This is a genomic window from Synergistales bacterium, assembly GCA_021736445.1.
Taxonomy (GTDB): Bacteria; Synergistota; Synergistia; order Synergistales; family Aminiphilaceae; genus JAIPGA01.
On the sequence record JAIPGA010000021.1, the window covers coordinates 1 to 16,495 of the forward strand.

General features: G+C 64.3%; 18 protein-coding genes. 17 read left to right on the forward strand and 1 reads right to left on the reverse strand.

Translation table 11 applies throughout. The features are described from left to right. Positions 1–73: 73 nt before the first annotated feature. From K9L28_05010 to K9L28_05080, 15 genes are all read left to right on the forward strand, one after another. Complete coding sequence (locus tag K9L28_05010; GenBank protein MCF7935682.1) at positions 74–1,330, forward strand: type II secretion system F family protein; 1,257 nt, start codon at positions 74–76, stop codon at positions 1,328–1,330. Positions 1,331–1,456: 126 nt separating this feature from the next. Then, on the forward strand, positions 1,457–1,909 hold the full coding sequence (locus tag K9L28_05015; GenBank protein MCF7935683.1) for a type II secretion system GspH family protein: 453 nt from the start codon (positions 1,457–1,459) through the stop codon (positions 1,907–1,909). Between the two features lie 193 nt (positions 1,910–2,102). Next, positions 2,103–2,477 (forward strand): type II secretion system GspH family protein, encoded by a 375-nt coding sequence (locus K9L28_05020; protein ID MCF7935684.1) that lies wholly within the window; start codon positions 2,103–2,105, stop codon positions 2,475–2,477. Next, positions 2,474–3,379 (forward strand): prepilin-type N-terminal cleavage/methylation domain-containing protein, encoded by a 906-nt coding sequence (locus K9L28_05025; GenBank protein ID MCF7935685.1) that lies wholly within the window; start codon positions 2,474–2,476, stop codon positions 3,377–3,379. Before K9L28_05020 ends, K9L28_05025 begins: the two co-directional genes overlap by 4 nt. A 216-nt stretch (positions 3,380–3,595) precedes the next feature. Beyond that, positions 3,596–4,147: a bifunctional pyr operon transcriptional regulator/uracil phosphoribosyltransferase PyrR gene (gene pyrR, locus K9L28_05030; protein ID MCF7935686.1), complete on the forward strand. Its 552-nt coding sequence runs from the start codon at positions 3,596–3,598 to the stop codon at positions 4,145–4,147. Between the two features lie 3 nt (positions 4,148–4,150). Then, a complete protein-coding gene (locus K9L28_05035; GenBank protein MCF7935687.1) occupies positions 4,151–5,080 on the forward strand; it encodes an aspartate carbamoyltransferase catalytic subunit in 930 nt (309 codons plus the stop codon). Further along, the gene (locus tag K9L28_05040) at positions 5,080–6,396 is read left to right on the forward strand and encodes a dihydroorotase (GenBank protein MCF7935688.1); all 1,317 of its coding nucleotides are present in this window, start codon (positions 5,080–5,082) and stop codon (positions 6,394–6,396) included. Before K9L28_05035 ends, K9L28_05040 begins: the two co-directional genes overlap by 1 nt. Then, positions 6,396–7,163: a dihydroorotate dehydrogenase gene (locus tag K9L28_05045; GenBank protein ID MCF7935689.1), complete on the forward strand. Its 768-nt coding sequence runs from the start codon at positions 6,396–6,398 to the stop codon at positions 7,161–7,163. The genes K9L28_05040 and K9L28_05045 overlap by 1 nt, the downstream gene beginning before the upstream one ends. Further along, positions 7,150–8,076 (forward strand): nitronate monooxygenase, encoded by a 927-nt coding sequence (locus K9L28_05050; GenBank protein ID MCF7935690.1) that lies wholly within the window; start codon positions 7,150–7,152, stop codon positions 8,074–8,076. The genes K9L28_05045 and K9L28_05050 overlap by 14 nt, the downstream gene beginning before the upstream one ends. A 19-nt stretch (positions 8,077–8,095) precedes the next feature. Next, a complete protein-coding gene (pyrF, locus tag K9L28_05055; protein ID MCF7935691.1) occupies positions 8,096–8,821 on the forward strand; it encodes an orotidine-5'-phosphate decarboxylase in 726 nt (241 codons plus the stop codon). After that, the gene (gene pyrE, locus K9L28_05060; protein ID MCF7935692.1) at positions 8,814–9,386 is read left to right on the forward strand and encodes an orotate phosphoribosyltransferase; all 573 of its coding nucleotides are present in this window, start codon (positions 8,814–8,816) and stop codon (positions 9,384–9,386) included. The genes pyrF and pyrE overlap by 8 nt, the downstream gene beginning before the upstream one ends. Positions 9,387–9,574: 188 nt before the next feature. After that, positions 9,575–10,570: an endolytic transglycosylase MltG gene (gene mltG, locus K9L28_05065; protein MCF7935693.1), complete on the forward strand. Its 996-nt coding sequence runs from the start codon at positions 9,575–9,577 to the stop codon at positions 10,568–10,570. 53 nt (positions 10,571–10,623) lie between these two features. After that, positions 10,624–11,739, forward strand: coding sequence for a 50S ribosome-binding GTPase (locus K9L28_05070; protein MCF7935694.1), 1,116 nt, complete (start codon positions 10,624–10,626; stop codon positions 11,737–11,739). A gap of 302 nt (positions 11,740–12,041) precedes the next feature. Next, positions 12,042–14,270, forward strand: a complete 2,229-nt coding sequence (locus K9L28_05075; protein MCF7935695.1) for a DNA translocase FtsK — start codon at positions 12,042–12,044, stop codon at positions 14,268–14,270. Beyond that, positions 14,263–15,003, forward strand: coding sequence for a thiamine diphosphokinase (locus K9L28_05080; GenBank protein MCF7935696.1), 741 nt, complete (start codon positions 14,263–14,265; stop codon positions 15,001–15,003). The genes K9L28_05075 and K9L28_05080 overlap by 8 nt, the downstream gene beginning before the upstream one ends. 22 nt (positions 15,004–15,025) lie before the next feature. Here K9L28_05080 and rpmB read toward each other — a convergent pair whose 3' ends face one another. Next, entirely contained in the window at positions 15,026–15,220 is a 195-nt protein-coding gene (rpmB, locus tag K9L28_05085) for a 50S ribosomal protein L28 (GenBank protein MCF7935697.1), read from the reverse strand. Between the two features lie 100 nt (positions 15,221–15,320). On the opposite strand from rpmB, the gene xseB reads away from it, so the two are divergent. Both xseB and K9L28_05095 read left to right on the forward strand, forming a co-directional pair. Continuing rightward, positions 15,321–15,563 (forward strand): exodeoxyribonuclease VII small subunit, encoded by a 243-nt coding sequence (gene xseB, locus K9L28_05090; protein ID MCF7935698.1) that lies wholly within the window; start codon positions 15,321–15,323, stop codon positions 15,561–15,563. After that, positions 15,556–16,455, forward strand: coding sequence for a polyprenyl synthetase family protein (locus K9L28_05095; protein MCF7935699.1), 900 nt, complete (start codon positions 15,556–15,558; stop codon positions 16,453–16,455). The genes xseB and K9L28_05095 overlap by 8 nt, the downstream gene beginning before the upstream one ends. Positions 16,456–16,495 lie beyond the last annotated feature (40 nt).

Sequence of the window (16,495 nt, forward strand, 5' to 3'; positions counted from 1 at the left end):
CCTACGAACCCAAAGACCTGGAACGTCTTGTCTTCGATATGGTATAAGTGTTCCAGGAACGAGGTGAGCGACAATGCATTTTGCCTACAAGGCCAGGAGAGGGAACGGCGACGTGGTGCGCGGCAAGCAGGAAGCCCGCACCCGGCAGGAGGTGGCCGATTGGCTCCGTGCCAATTCGTTGCTGCCGATCACTATAGAAACGACATCGAAGGGGGCGGCGACCGGAAGCTCGGCAGAGAAGCTCTCCTTTACGGAGAGGCTGCAGTCGCTGGGCCGGAAGCTGCAGGAGATCTCCACGATCAGCATCAAGGACAAGGCGATCTTCTTCCGGCAGCTCTCCACGATGCTTGCCTCCGGTCTGACCCTGACCTCCAGCCTCGACATCCTCCAGGGACAGACCAAGAACAAGCGGTTGATCCGGGCGATCCGCGAGGTCAAGCGCCAGCTGGACACGGGAAACAGCATGGCGGGAGCCATGCGCGGACGCTCCGAGTTCACGACGCTGATCGTGGCGATGGTGCAGGCCGGGGAGGAATCGGGGATGCTCGACGTGACGCTGGAGCGGCTCGCCAGCTTTCTGGAAAAGCAGGATGCCCTGCGGAGGAAGATCCTCTCGGCGGTTTCCTACCCTGCGGTGGTCACCCTCTTTGCCATCGGCGCTCTGTACGTCGTTGTGGCCGTCATTGTCCCCAGGTTCCAGGTTCTGTTCCGGCAGATGAACATCAACCTCCCCGGGATCACCCGGTTTCTGTTCTCCATGGCCGAGCTGCTGCAGCGGTACTGGTATGTGGCGCTGCTCATCTTTGTCGGCGTCATCGGGTTGCTGATCCTGCTGAGCCGCCTCCCCAGGACCAAACCCTACATGGACCGGTTCAAGCTCATGCTGCCGATCTTCGGCGACATCCTCCGGAAATCCGCCCTCACCCGGGCGTCGAGGACGCTCTCCACGCTGCTCCGTTCCGGTGTCCCCATCCTCAGTGCCCTGGAGATGACCGCCGGTGTGGCTAACAACGAGCGGATCGGCCATGCCTACATCCAGCTCCAGCGCTCCGCCAAAGCCGGAGGGAGCCTCGGGGAGACCGCAAGCGAGATGAAGGAATTCCCCCCCATGATCGCCCACATGATCACCGTAGGCGAGCAGACGGGACAGCTGGAGGAAATGCTGGACCGGTCGGCCGACTGGTTCGAAGGCGAGCTTGACGAGAAGATCAACAACCTCACCTCGATCCTGGAGCCCTTCCTCCTCCTGCTCGTAGGGGGCGTTGTCGGGATCGTGGCCCTCTCCATCTTCACGCCCATCCTCTCGGCGATCCAGCAGTATGTGAACTAGATGGTATGAGCGCAGTACTGGCATATCTGAAACCCTTGTGGTATAGTCGTACCATCGCCATGAGGGATTTAGGATGTAGATGACTTGGGTAAGAAGTCTGAACAATGCCGAGAAGGAGGACTCAAAATGAGAAAAAAGATGATGAAACGGCGGAGCGCCTTTACACTGGTGGAACTGCTGGTGGTGATCGTGATTATCGGGATCCTCTCCAGCATGCTGATGCTGACAATGGGATCGGGAACGGACCGCGCCACGGCGACGAAGATCGTCAGTGATTTGCGGAATCTGAAGGCCGCGGCGATTATGGTGTATGCAGACGATGATGCCTGGCCAACGAATTCAGATATAGCTTCGTTGGATCGCTATGTTGATCAATCAATATCAAGTGATGTCTATGCAATATCTGACTCTAATGATTATGTGGGCTATTTGGGTATAGACACTAATGGCGAAGTTGATAACTATCTAAAGGATATGGCAGAGGATAATGGACTCTATGGAACTAACGGTGGGACAGATCTTTCAACCCCAAATAGTTATGCGGAAGGAGATACAGCTGTTTGGATGAAATTAAGATAGAGCAGGGATTCCTTTATCCGGCGTTTTGTTTTTTGTTTATTGAACAATGAATCCAAGCTATACCAGGCTCCTTGTTGTCGTTGTCATAATGACCATGGGTGCCGGGAACGACTGGGCCAAAGTAACGCATCGACCAGGACCACCCGCTTAGAGCGGGTGGTCCTGACATACCGACGGAAACCGGGAGCAGAGGATGATGAGAAACAGAGGCGGCTTCGGACTCGTCGAGGTGATCATATCGCTGGTACTGGTGGGGATCGCCCTCTCGGCGCTCGCCCTGACGCCGACCATGGTGGCCTATCTCACCAAGGGGCTGATCCAGCGGGAGCAGGCGGGGAGCATCGTCAACGCCTATCTGGTGCGGTACTCCCTGGTTTCCCTCGACGTTGACCAGCATACCTTCCCCATTGCGGAGCTCCCGGCCGGGAGATTGAGTTTCGACCGCGTCAGCGATGACGAGGCGCTCACGGTGCAGCTCACCTGGAGCGGCACCAGGCCGGGGGGCAACAATGTCCTCCGCCGTACCAGAACCGTGGTGGTCTCCGAAGACAGCGGAGGCGGGTCATGAGGCGGATTCGCCGGGGCCTCAAGGATTCCGCAGAGGGGTTCACGCTGGTCGAGCTGATCATCACCATGCTCATCGGCGGGCTGATCATGGCGGCGGTGGTGTCGCTGCTTTTCATGTTTACCCAGCAGGCTACCCAGAGCAGGGATCTGGTGGAGGCCGCCCAGCGTGGGCAGATGGTGGTCCTCCTGCTTGACCGGCCGGTCCAGCACGCCGGTCTGGGGATGCCCGGCGACTCCAGTGACTATGCCAAAATGCTGTCCTTCGATACCAAACCGGCCTACCGGTCCTGGGGTACGCCCTTCTCGGTCGACGAGGGCGGTGAGCGCCTGTACGTGCTCTACGGGATCGACACGGAACTGGGCGTGGTCTCGCCCTGTGCGATTTCCCCCGACACCGCGCTGTGCTCCCTGGATCTCTCCACCGACGAGGGGGATTCCCTTCCGCCAGCGACGGAGGTGGGTGACTATACCCAATGGCTGTCGCTGGTGGGGAGCGATATCGTCCTCTATCGCACCGGCTATGATCCCGGCCTGGGTAGGCTGTACGGGAAGTACCAGCCTGACAGGGTCGACAGGATCAACCTCAACTCCGATCTCTACCAGCTCCGCGGTCTGGAGGCCTGGGTCTCCCCCTCGGAGGATATCTTCTATACGAGGGACTACAAAAACGAGGAGATCGGTGTGGTGCCGCCCCGGCAACCGCGGGTCCGCGGGATCGCCAGCTGGGATATCTCTTTCGGCCGTGACCCGGCGCTGGTCACCGTGAAGGTGCTCGCCAGAGCCGGCACCAGGCACGACAGAGCCGTGTCCACCACGGTGCCGGGCTGGGGCGCCCCGCCGGATCCCTACTACCGCTATGTCCTGATCCAGCGGACCTGGCATCTGCGCAACTGGGTCTGGTAGCGCCGCTTTTTACAAAACGATCCTTGCCAGGGGCGGGGAGATGTGCTATGGTCCCCAGCGAATCGGAGCGACCTTTAATTGGATCCGGCGAGGTCCAGAAGGGAGGACGGGATGACACCCATCCAGAGAGAGACATACGTGCGTACAAATGACGATAGATGAAGGCCAACCTCCAGTGCGGGGATTGGCCTTTTTTTTGTCTTGGAGGTGTCGCTGATGGTGTGGCATGTGAAAAACCAGGTGATGACAAAGGAAGAGATGGAGCGTTCGCTGAAGCGGATGGCCCACGAGATCGTGGAACGGAACAAGGGGCTCGACGACGTCCAGCTTGTGGGGATCCAGCGGCGCGGCATCCCGCTGGTGCAGCGTCTGGGGCGGTTCCTGCACCAGTTCGAGGGCCGGGAGCTGCCCATCGGCAAGCTGGATATCACGCTCTACCGGGACGACCTCACCCTCCGCTATCCCCAGCCGCTGCTGCGGAGCACCGATGTGCCCTTCGATCTGACGGGGCAGCGGATTGTGCTGGTGGACGATGTGCTCTACACGGGGCGCACCGCCCGAGCCGCGCTGGATGCGCTGGTCGACCTGGGACGTCCCGGGTCCATCCAGCTTGCGGTCCTGGTGGACCGGGGGCACCGGGAGCTCCCCATCCATGCGGACTATGTGGGGAAGAACCTGCCCACCGCGTCGTCGGAGCTGGTGGAGGTGCACGTCGAAGAGGTGGACGGCACCGACGAGGTCTGGATCGCCGAATGGGAGGAGGAGTAAGGAATGGCCTGGACCCACAGGAACCTGCTTGATGTGGACGTGCTGAGCCGGGCGGACCTGGAGCTTCTGATGGACCAGTCCACCTACATGGAGGAGCTCCTGGACCGGCCGATCAAGAAGGTGCCCGCTCTGCGGGGGAGGATGATCGTCAATCTCTTTTTCGAGCCCTCCACGCGGACCAGGGCCTCCTTCGAGCTGGCCGAGAAGTTCCTCGGCGCCGATGTGGTCAACTGGTCGGCTTCCGGTTCCAGCGTCAAGAAGGGCGAAAGCCTTGTCGATACGGCCTGGACGCTGGAGGCCATGGGGGCCGACGCCGTGGTGGTGCGCCACTCCCGGGTGGGCACGCCCTGGTATCTCCGCGACAAGCTCTTCCACGCGGCGGTCTTCAACGCCGGCGACGGCGCCCACGCCCATCCCACCCAGGCGCTGCTGGATGTCTACACCCTCTGGAAGGAGGTGGGCGATCTGGACGGGAAGAAGGTGGCCATCGTGGGCGACGTGCTCCACAGCCGGGTGGTGCGCAGCGATATCACCGCCTTCCAGGCCCTGGGCGCCGAGGTGGTGCTCTCCGGTCCGGGGACGCTGATGCCCCTGGATATCGGGGCGCTGGACGCCCACTATGAACCCGATCCCAGGAAGGCCGTGGAGGGCGCCGACGCGGTCTATCTGCTGCGCCTGCAGCGGGAGCGGCAGGACGAAGGACTGCTGCCTACGGAAGACGAGTACCACCGCCGGTACGGGGCCCACGGGGAGCTGCTCGGGCACGCCAGGAGCGATGCCTTTGTGATGCACCCGGGGCCGATCAACCGCGGCGTGGAGATCGCGTCGGAGGTGGCCGATTCCTCGCAGAGTCTGATCCTCAAGCAGGTGCGCAGCGGTGTGGCCGTGCGTATGGCTCTGCTCTATCTCTGCCTGGGGGGGAGTGTCGAATAATGCTGCTGCAGAAGGTCTATCTCTTCGACGGAAGAACGGTCACCGACGAGACCGTGGATATCCATGTGCGGGACGGAAAGGTGGCGGCCATCGGGAAGGAGCTGGATGCGCCCCGGGGGGAGGAGCGTGTCGATCTGCAGGGGATGCTGGTGGCCCCGGGCTTTATCGATATCCACGGCCACTTCCGCGACCCCGGCCAGACCTGGCGGGAGGATCTGCTCTCCGGTTCCCGGGCGGCGGCGGCGGGGGGCTATGTGACGGCGGTGGCCATGCCCAACACCGACCCGCCGCTGGACGCCCAGGTGCAGGTGGAGTATGTGGCCGGCAAGCGATACCCCGAAAACGGAGCGGTGGTCCGCCCGGCGGGGGCGGTGACCAAGGGCCGTGCGGGGGTGGAGCTCACCGAGATGGCCCGGATGGTGGAATCCGGGGCGGTGCTCTTTACCGACGACGGCTCCCCCGTCAGGACCCACCATCTGATGCGCACGGCCCTGCTCTACGCGCGGGATCTGGGGGTGCGGATCATGGAACATCCCGAGGAACCGGAGCTCACCAGGGACGGCGAGGTCAACGAGGGCCGCTGCTCCGCCATCAGCGGGATGAAGGGCTTCCCCCACTCCGGCGAGACCCTTGGGGTGATCCGGTCTCTGGAACTGAGCCGGGAGACAGGGGTCCCCATCCATCTCACCCATGTCAGTCTGGGGAGAGCCCTGGAGATGATCCGCCGGGCCAAGAAGGAGGGGGTGGCGGTGACCTGCGATGTCACCCCGCACCATCTGGTGCTCTCCGAGGAGGATGTCCTGGAGAGCCATTTCAACGCCGCCTACAAGGTGAACCCGCCCCTCCGGAGCGAGGCCGACGTCAGGGCCCTCTGGGAGGGCATCGCCGACGGCACGGTGGACGCGATCGGTACGGACCACGCCCCCTACCGGGTGGAGGAGAAGGATGTCCCCTTCCAGGACGCCCCCTTCGGGATCGCCTCCTACGAGTGCGCCGTGGCGGCTGTCCTGGATGCCTGGCAGCGCAATCCCCGGGGCGTGGCGCTCCACCAGCTGCTGGCCAGGTGGTCTGCAGGACCGGCGGGGATACTCGGCGAATACGGCAGGGCCTTCGGAGCCGTGGAAGAGGGGAAACCCGCCACCCTCACCGTGCTGGACCTCCACAGGAGTCGCACGGTGGACACCAGACAGTGGTACAGCAAGGCGGCCATCACGCCCTATGCGGGGAGATCGCTGCAGGGATGGCCTGTGGCGGCCATCCTCGAGGGGAAGACGCTCTCCGGCTGCGGCATCGCAGGGCTGGAGGCGGGCAGGTAATGCGCTGCGGGTCCATCGAGGGGACGGGTGTGGTCGAAGCGATCCGTCCCCTCACGGAGGACACCTGGGCGATGGAGGTCAGGGCTCCGTGGATCGCCGAAGGAGCGCTTCCCGGCCGGTTCCTCCTTCTGCGACCGCTGCCGGGCCGGGATCCCCTGCTGGGGAGACCCCTGGCCATCGCCGGTACTGCGGGGGAGACGGTCCATCTGCTTGTGCAGGCGGTGGGACGGGGGACCTCCATCCTCGCCTCCCTTCCCCGGGGGGCTTCGGTGCAGCTGCGGGGCCCCCTGGGAAGGGGCTTCCCCGGGGAACCCCGGGGACGGCTCCTGCTGCTGGGCGGAGGGGTGGGGGGGGCGCCGCTGCGGGTCGCCTCGCAGCTGCTCAGTTGGGGGGGGATGGCCCACCGCTTTCGTCTGGGCCTTCCGGACCACCGGTGGATCCCCTTCGGGCGGCATCTGCAGGGGGAATTCCCCTGGCTCGAGCTGTGGTCGGAAGACGGCAGCATAGGAAGCGAGGGCACGCCGCTGGAGGAGCTGCCGACGGATGTCGAGGAGGTCTGGGCCTGCGGCCCGCCGGGGATGCTCCGTGCGCTCTGCCGTTCGGTGCCTTCCGGCGTGCGGTGCTTTGTCTCCATGGAAGCCAGGATGGCCTGCGGCTACGGCGGCTGTCTCGGCTGTGCCGTGCCGACCACCGGGGGGATGCGGCGGGCCTGCACCGACGGGCCGGTTTTTGCGGGAGAGGAGATCCTGTGGGATGAACTGGGATAGACTGGCATGCCGGGTGGGGGATGTGGCGCTGCCCACGCCGGTGGTGATCGCCTCCGGTGTCTGGCCGCTGGACACCGACGAGTGGTGCGGCCAGGCGCTGGAGGGCGTCGGCGCGATCTGTACCAAGGGGATCACGGCCGCGCCCCGTGAAGGCAACAGCGGACACCGGATCTGGGAGACCCCCTGCGGGATGCTGAACAGTATCGGTCTCCAGAATCCGGGTATGGAGCGGTTCTGTGCCGATGCCCTGCCTTCCATGCTGGCCGGGGGCGTACCCCTTGTGGCGAACATCGCGCCGGCTTCGGCAGAGGAGATCCCCTGGATGCTGGAACGGCTCCGCCCCTTTGGGGAGCGGCTGGCGACGGTGGAGCTGAACCTCTCCTGCCCCAATGTGGACAGGGGGGGACTCAGCTGGGGCGGCTCACTGGAGGGTATCCACGAAGCCACATCCCTGGCGCGCGCCGGCTGGCCGGGGGCGCTCTGGGTCAAGATCAGTCCCCAGGCCGCCTCCATCGGCAATGCCGTGGAAGCCGCGGCGCGTGCCGGTGGCGACGCGGTGGTGGTGGCCAATACCTGGCTGGGGATGGCCATGGATGTGGAGCAGGAGCGGCCGGCCTTCCGGCGGACCTTCGCGGGGCTCTCCGGTCCGGCGGTCTTCCCCCTCGCGCTGCGGGCGGTCTGGGAGGCGGCGGCCTGCGACCTCCTTCCCGTGGTGGCCTGCGGGGGCGTCGCCGACTGGCGGGATCTGGCCGCCATGCTGCTGGCCGGTGCGTCGGCGGTGGAGGTGGGCACGGCGCTCTGCTCGGACCTCACAGCGCCCCGAAGGCTCTGTGAAGGGCTGGACGATCATATGGAGGCGCGGGGATACCGCGACCTCACCCGGCTGGTCGGGAAGGCCCGCTGCGGTCAATGAAAGGAAGGAGAGGCCGACGATGGCGTATGTTCGCGAGAGAAACCCGGTGATCCTGGCGCTGGATATCACCGTGCCCGAGGAGGCTCTGGCCTTTCTCGAGCCGCTTGCCGGTGTGCTCCGGTATGTCAAGATAGGCCCCGCTCTCTTTCTGCGGGGCGGTATCGACGTGGTGCGGAGGGTGCAGGGGATGGGCTTTTCCGTCTTCCTGGATCTCAAGCTGCACGATATCCCCAACACCGTGGCGCTGGCCGTGGAGTCGCTGGGCGAAGCCCCTCCCTGGTCGCTCACGCTCCACGCCTCCGGCGGGGCGGCCATGCTCCGACGGGCCGTGGCGGCCCGGGACGCCCACTGCCCCGACATGCTGCTCTTTGGGGTGAGCGTCCTGACAAGCTTCAACGACGCCATGCTGCAGGAGGTCTCCCCGGGTGTGCCGTCGATGGAGGAACTGGTGGTCCACCGGGCCCGGCTGTGCGCCCGGGAGGGGCTGGACGGGCTGGTCTGTTCTCCCCGGGAACTCCGGTTCCTCCCCGGCAGGGGTGAGCTGGGGCTCGCCCGGGTGGTCCCGGGGATCAGACCCCGCGACAATGCCGGGGACGACCAGCGGCGTACGGCGACACCGGCGCAGGCCTATGGTGACGGAGCGGACTACCTGGTGGTGGGGAGGCCGATACGGGAGGCCGCGGACCCTGCCGCCGTGGTGGAATCCATCGTGGAGGAGACAGGAGGCGCGCGGGAACATGAATGAGATGGAGTCGACGCTCTACGAACAGCTGGAGGAGTCCGGGGCGCTGCAGAGGGGACACTTTCTTCTTGCCTCAGGGCTGCACAGCGAGTACTACCTGCAGTGTGCCCGGTTCCTGCGCTTCCCCGCATACGCCGAGGCGGCGGGGCGGGCGCTGGCCGGGCTGCTGCGGGAAACCAGCCCCGAAGTGGTGGTGGCGCCGGCGGTGGGTGGATTGATCATCGGCCACGAGGTGGCCCGGGCGCTGGGGGTTCCCTTTCTCTTCTGCGAACGGGAGGAGGGGGGCATGCGCCTCCGCCGTTTCGACCCGCCTGGCGGCGCGCGGTTTGTCGTTGTCGAGGATGTCATGACCACCGGCGGATCGGTTGCCGAGGTGGGGGAACATATGGAAACGCTGGGTGCCCAGTGGTGTGGCTCCGGTTGTATTGTCAGACGCGGGCGGAAGCTGCGCATTCCGCACCAGCCGGCGGCGCTGCTTGAACTGGAGTTCCCCGTCTATCAGCCCGATACCTGTCCGCTCTGTGCGAGTGGTGTCCCGGTCTCAAAGCCGGGGAGTCGGGGGTTGTAGCAAACCCGGGGCAAAAGGCCCTTTATGGGCACCATCTCCCATCCGTAACAGTGCATGAACGGCTGCAACAACGTATAATGGATTCAGCAATGAGCGGGCAGGGGGACTGTCCGCTCTGGTTCTTGTAGAAGGGAATGCTTGGAGCCGGGGAAAGGGGATAGGCTGTGGTCTCTCGATTTCTTGCTGTTGTGGTACTGCTGATTGCTGTCGTTGCGTACGGTGCTCTCCTCGCTCTGCCTGTCCAGTGGTGGCAGGAGCGGATTGTGCTCGGCCGCGGCGAGGCCAGAACCTGTGTGGTCACGGCGGGCATGAGCGCTTCGGAGATTGCCGGTGTGTGCAGGGAACGCGGTGTTGTCGACGATGAGAAGGCGTTGGTCCGCTGGTTTGTCTCGCTGGGCCTGGACAGGCATCTGCTCCCCGGTGTCTATACGTTGCGTTCGGGCAGTCCCTGGGAGGTGGCCAAGCAGATCGAGGACGCCGACCCGACGGTGCTGAATACGACCGTCATCCCCGGGATGAATGTGCGTACCCTTGCGGCGAGGCTGCGGATGCCCGCGCCGGAGGAAGAGAAAATGCCTGCTGTGGAAGGAGCGCTGGCCGACGAAGACAACTTCCCGGAGGGGTTGCGGGGGATCCTGCCCACCCGTTCGGATGACCGAATCGCCTTTCTCCTGCCTCAGACCTACGCGCTTCCGCCGGTGGAAGGGGGCGCCGCAGATGCGCTGGTCGCCGAGGCCTCCCGGCTCTGGTGGGAAAACTTTCACGATGCTGTGGAGGGGATGGAAGCCGGGGAGCTTCTGCGGAAGGCCACACTGGCCTCGATTGTCGAGAAGGAGGCCAAGGTGGACCGGGAGCGGAAAACGGTGGCCGGGGTCTTTGTGAACCGACTCGACAGGGGGATGCCCCTGCAGTCCTGTGCGACTGTGGTCTACGCCTGGGGCGAGCGGGGGATCCGAAAGAAACGCCTCACCAATGAGGATCTCAGGATTCCGTCGGCCTACAACACCTACCTGCATGCGGGACTCCCGCCGGGGCCGATCTGTATCCCCTCCGTCCCGTCCTGGAAAGCGGCGCTCAACCCGGAGGAACACGACTATCTCTACTTTGTGGCGGGTTCCGGGGGGGAGCACATCTTTTCCGAGACCTTTGACCAGCACATCAAGGCGAAAAACAGCCGGAACTAGACAGCCGGTGACGTTGTCGGTGTCGCAAACGGCCGTGAAAGGAGCTGTCGAGGATGCCCAATGATGGATCGTTGTGCCCCGGTTGCGGGGCTGAGCTCCAGTCCGAACGGCCGGGGGAGCCGGGATATCTCCCGCAGAAGCTCCGGGAGCGGGAAGGCGCTGTCTGCCAACGCTGTTTCCGGCTGCATCACTATAAGGAGTACCATAAACCGGTGGTGAGTGATACGGGGCTCCGCCGGGCTCTGGAGGAGGAATGGCGGCAGGCCGACGCCGCCCTTGTGGTCATTGATCCGCTTACGGTGGACATGCTGCCCCGGCTCCTCCGGCAGGCCGAGGATGCCGGCGTTACGGTAACGGCGGCCTTCAACAAGGCTGATCTGCTCTATCCGGCCCGGCGGGCCGCCGAGCTGGAGGCGTGGCTTGCCGCCCGCCACGGCGGCCTTGAGGTGATCGCCTGTTCCGCCAGCCGTGGCTTCCGGACCGGAGTGCTCCGGGAGCGCCTGCTCCGGAGCGGGGCGAAGCGGATCGTGGCCCTTGGTCTGCCGAATGCGGGGAAGAGCACGCTGTTGAACAGCCTTGCGGAGCGGGAACGCCACACCGTTTCAGCGCTGCCGGGAACCACCGTGGGCGCCCTCGCCACGAGTCTTGGCGGAGGGGTGACCCTGGTTGACTTCCCGGGGCTTGCGTCGGGAACCCCGCTTTTCCCCCTGCTTTGCCCAGACTGTCTTGCGGCCCTCTCCCCGAAAAAAAGGCTTTCGGTGACCTCCTTGGTGTTGAAGCCGGGAAAGGGTATCATGCTCGGTGGTGCCGTGTGGGTGCGGTACGATGCGCCCGCCGGCAGTGTCTCCGGGGAGGTGGAGGTTGCCGTGCCCGATACCATCGCCGTCCATGGAACCACGGCGGGCCGGGAAGAGGAACTCCTCCACCGTCACGGAGCCGAGCTGTTTGGTGTGCCCTGTGGTTCCTGCGTCCCGTCGATCCTGGAGCGGATGGGCCGATGGAAAGACCTCGTGCTGGAGCGGGACCGGGAGCTCTCCTTCCCCTACTGGGGATGGATACGGCCGCTCGGTGCGGAACCACTGAAAGATATCACCGTCCTCTGCCCCGGCGACACGCCTCCCTCCGTACGTATGGCGATGTCGGGCGAAAGCGGGGCATGGGGCCCGTAAGAGCGGCAGGCTGTTCGGAGCCACAGGGCACGGGAGGCCCGGATGTCCCGTGTCCGTGCCGTGACGATTGCTGACAGAGGATTGTGTTGGAGGCTGTTGTACCCACTATGGGGAATGATCAGGACAAACAGGAATACGAAGAACAGCCAACTGGCGTAGGGGAGCGAATAGCACGGATCAAGGCTCTTTTTTCCCTGCACTCCCTTTCTCCTCTGGCTTCAAGTCTTATACTGCTCTTCTTTTTTGGCGTCACCCTCTATCTCCTGGCGGCTCTCATCACCCCCTGGGCCGGTTCCTGGGGGATGGGGGTCCGTCGTCTTCTGACGGGTACGCTCGGTGGAGGGGTGGTGCTCTTTCTGATCCACTCCCTCTACTACCTCTCCTCTGCACTGGGGGGGCACGAGACGGGGAACTGCCTGCGCGACTTCCTGGGCACCTTCTGTCTCTTTCTCGCGGTCTCCGTCCTCCTGGGGTTTCAGGATCTCGGTCTCTTTTCCCTGGGATTCGCCTGGACCGAACCGGGGATCTTCGGCAGCCGACTGAGTCTGTTTCTGTTCCGGCACATCGGTCCCCTGGGAACGCTCCTTGCCGGGGTGACGGTGACGATGATGGCGCTGCTCTTTTTCCAGCTGGAGTACACCAGGAGGAGCCTGGCCGCCATGTACGGTACGCTGGTCTCGCTGTACGGGGCAGTGGAAGGAAGGCTCCGCAAAGTGGGGAAGGATACCGGATCCCCCGATGATCAGCACCCCGGCGAGGACCGGCCGGCCGCGGAGGGGGACGCGGAGTCCTGGAAGGGCGAACCCCTGGAGGGGGCCTTCCCGGAGGAGGAAGCCTCTCCGTTGATCCGGCGTGTGCGGGGCGCGCGTCCCTCGGCGGAGGATGCCGAGCAGCCGGTCGCCGCGGTGGTGGAGCACCATGGCCGGGAGGAGAGTGAGGACCGCAGGGACGCGGGCAGCGCTGTGCCGGAGGGAGAGAGCGACGATGTGCCGGAAGGCCGGAATGGGGAGCCCCTGGACCCCCTGGGCGAGGATCTCGTGGATATGTTGCTGGAGGAGGGATCGCCGGCCACCGAGGACGCGCTGGATCTCCCCCCGGACATCGAACCCGGACGCTTCCCGCCGCCTACCTCGCTGCTGGGGGCCTTTCGCGACAACTCCGACACGCTCAATGAAGAGCTTGTGCGGCAGCACGGGGAGCAGATCGTGGAAACGCTGGCGGATTTCGGACTGGAGGCGGAGCTTGCGGAGACCGTGGTGGGGCCGACGGTGGTGCAGTTCAGGCTGCAGCTGGCGCCGGGCATCAAGGTCAGCAAGGTCGCTGGGCTGACCAACGATCTGGCTGTCTCTCTGGCGGTCCCCAGTCTGCGCATCGAGGCGCCCATCCCGGGGAAACCCTATGTGGGGGTGGAGATCCCCAATCCGGAGCGGGCGACGGTGTCGCTCCGGGAGATCATCGAGTGCGATCTCTTCATGAAGACAAAAGGGGTGCTCCCCCTGCCTGTAGGGCTGAGTGTGGACGGCCGGCCGATGGTCATGTCTCTGGAGGACATGCCACACCTTCTGGTGGCGGGGACCACGGGATCGGGAAAGAGTGTCTTTATCTCCAGCTGTCTGATCGGTCTCACCTATCTGCGCAGGCCTTCGGAGCTCCGCCTGATCCTTGTGGACCCCAAACGGGTGGAGATGGCGCTCTACGAGAATCTCCCCCACGTCCTCTGTCCGCCTATCGTGGAGTCCAAAAAGGCTGTCGAGGCCCTTGCCTGGGCGGTCCGCGAGATGGAGCGCCGCTACGCCCTCTTCGCCGATGCGCGGGTGCGGCATCTGCAGGCCTACAACGAGAAGGCCATCCCCAAGGACCGGCTTCCCAATATCGTGATCGTCGTGGACGAGCTGGCCGACCTGATGATGGCGGCGCCGAAGGAGGTGGAGGACTATATCTGCCGACTGGCGCAGAAGGCCCGGGCTACGGGGATCCATTTGATTCTGGCCACGCAGCGGCCCTCGGTGAATGTCATCACCGGCCTCATCAAGGCGAATATCCCCGCCCGGGTGGCCTTCAGCCTCCCCACACAGGCCGACTCCAGGACGATCCTCGATGTGGGCGGAGCGGAACGTCTGCTGGGGAAGGGAGACATGCTGATTCTCACCTCCCGCCTCCCCAAACCGGCACGCAGCCAGTCCCCGTGGATTGACGAGAGCGCCATACAGGCCTATATCTCCTATCTCGAATCGCTCTTCGGGGCGCCGGAATACACGGACATCACCGACCAGACGAACGGAGCCCCCGGTCAGGGGGCCCAGGAGATCGACGATCCGCTGTTCGAGGAGGCCGTCCAGATTGTGCTCAATACGGGGACGGCGTCGGCGAGCCGGCTGCAGCGGCAGCTGCGCATCGGTTTCACCAGGGCCGCCCGTCTTGTAGACGCTATGGAGGATATGGGCATCGTGGGTTCCCAGGCCGGATCGAAGGCGCGGGAGCTCCTGATGTCGGAAGAAGAGGTGCAGACTGTGCTGGAGGAACATGGATAGTCGAGGCGTTTCCCGGGGAGGAAGGGTTCTGCTGCCTCAGGTGGAGGTTGAGATCTTCCCTGCTCCTTCTGACGAGGCGACGCTGCTTCTTGTGGCGGGGGGAAGGGCGCCGGAGACGGAGTGGTTGCGGACCCTCTCCGCAGGGATGACGGTCTGGGCGGTGGATCGGGGAGCGGAGCACTGTTTCGCCGCAGGTGTGGTCCCGGAGCGGTTTATCGGCGATGCCGACAGTATCTCCCAGGGAAGCCTGGCCAGGCTGGAGCGGACAGGTGTTCCCCGTCTGGTGGTCGACGCCGACAAGGACCTGACGGACCTGCAGCTGGCGCTGCGCGAGGCCTCCCATTCCCACAGGATGGTGATGGTGACCGGCTGCTGGGGCGGACGGTACGACCATACGGCGAGCGCTGTCCATTCCGCTCTCTGGGCTCGGGACTGGGGCGTGCCGGTGACGGTCTATGCCGATCAGCAGGAGATGCTGATCCCTCTTGGTCCGCAGCAGGTATGCGCCGCAGGGTGGCATCGCTTTCCTTCCGCCGTCTCGCTGCTCCCTTTAGGTGGTTCATGCCATATCCTGCGACTGAAGGGCACCTTCTGGGAGCTTGCCGATACATGGCTGGATATAAAAAAGCCCTATGCTGTCAGTAACCGACCGGCATTGGGCAGAGGCGGCGAACTGCTTGAGATCGAGGTGGGCCGGGGGGTTGCGGGTCTCTACGGCTGGTGGGAGGGTTGATGAGGGTGGAAAAGGGCTGCTTTTACACAGCCCTCTGTACTTTGTTGGATCGCAGGCACCTGGTGCAGACTTTCATCTTCCTGGTCTCGCCGTTACCGAGATCGGTCTTGACCGTCTGGAGGTTGATGTGCCAGCGTCTCCGGGTGTGCCGGTTCGAATGGCTGACGTTATTCCCCGTTGTGGGACCGCGCCCGCAGAGATCACAGTGTCTGGACATGGTCAGACAGCTCCCTTCCTGTCGGTGTGGAAAACAAGGGGAATTCTAGCACAATGCGGACGCAAGGGCAATGAGGAACCCTTCGAAAGGTGGAATAGGTGTGACGTTTTCGCAGGATTTCAATACACTGGAGACGATAGTCGGACAGCTTGAGGAGGATACCATGGAGCTGGAGCGCTCCCTGGAGCTTTTTGAAGAGGGGGTGCGTCTGTACAGAAGGTGCAGCCACGCTCTCCAGCAGTCCGAACAGAGGGTCGCCATGTTGCTTGAGAACGAGGACGGGGAACCCGCCGAGCTCCCCTGGGAGGGTGCGGAGCGGGACGGGGAGAACGGCGATGCATGACAGCGGATTGCAGCACTACATGGAAGAGAAGCGCACCTTTTTGAACGGCCAGCTGCAGGCCAGGGCGGAGCGCAAACCGGCGGATGTCCCCAGCCGTCTCTGGGAGGCGATGAACTACTCTCTGCTGGCGGGGGGCAAGCGTATCCGGCCGGTGCTCTGCTTTGCCGCCGCGGAACTCTTCCATCCCCAGTGGCAGTCGGTGTCCCCCATGGCGGTGGCCCTGGAGATGCTCCATACGGCCTCGCTGATCCACGACGATCTTCCCTGCATGGATGACGACAGCCTCCGGAGGGGGCGCCCCACCAGCCATATGGTGTTTGGAGAGGGTCTTGCCCTTCTGGCCGGTGATGCCTTGTTTACCCAGGCCTTCACGCTGCCTCTGGAGGAGCTGCCGGGCAGCGGTATCCCTGCGGAACGGATCGTCCGGGCCATCGCCCATTTCGGCAGGGCCACGGGGCCTGCCGGGATATGCGGCGGGCAGGTATGGGATACCGACGGAAGGAGTTACGAAACGGATCGCCCTGGGGTGGAGGGGATCGCCCGGAAAAAGACGGCGACCCTCATCCAGACCTCCCTGGTGACAGGGGCGATCCTGGCTGGAGCTGGTACAATCGATATACAGCATATCGAGGAATACGGATTGCATCTGGGGACATCCTTCCAGATTGTTGACGACATCCTCGATGTTACCGCAACGGCCGAAGAGCTCGGGAAATCGCCGGGTAAGGACGCAACCCAGGGCAAACGCACCTATGTCTCCTCCTATGGGGTCGACGGCGCGCGGAGCCGGGCGCAGGAGGAGACAGAGCAGGCGCTGTGCGCCCTGGAAAGGGTGGAGGGAACGGGGATGCTCCGGCGGTTGACCACCACCATTGCGGAGAGGGCCACCTAGTTCCCGGTACGGGGACGATTCAAAGCGGGAAAGGGAGTAG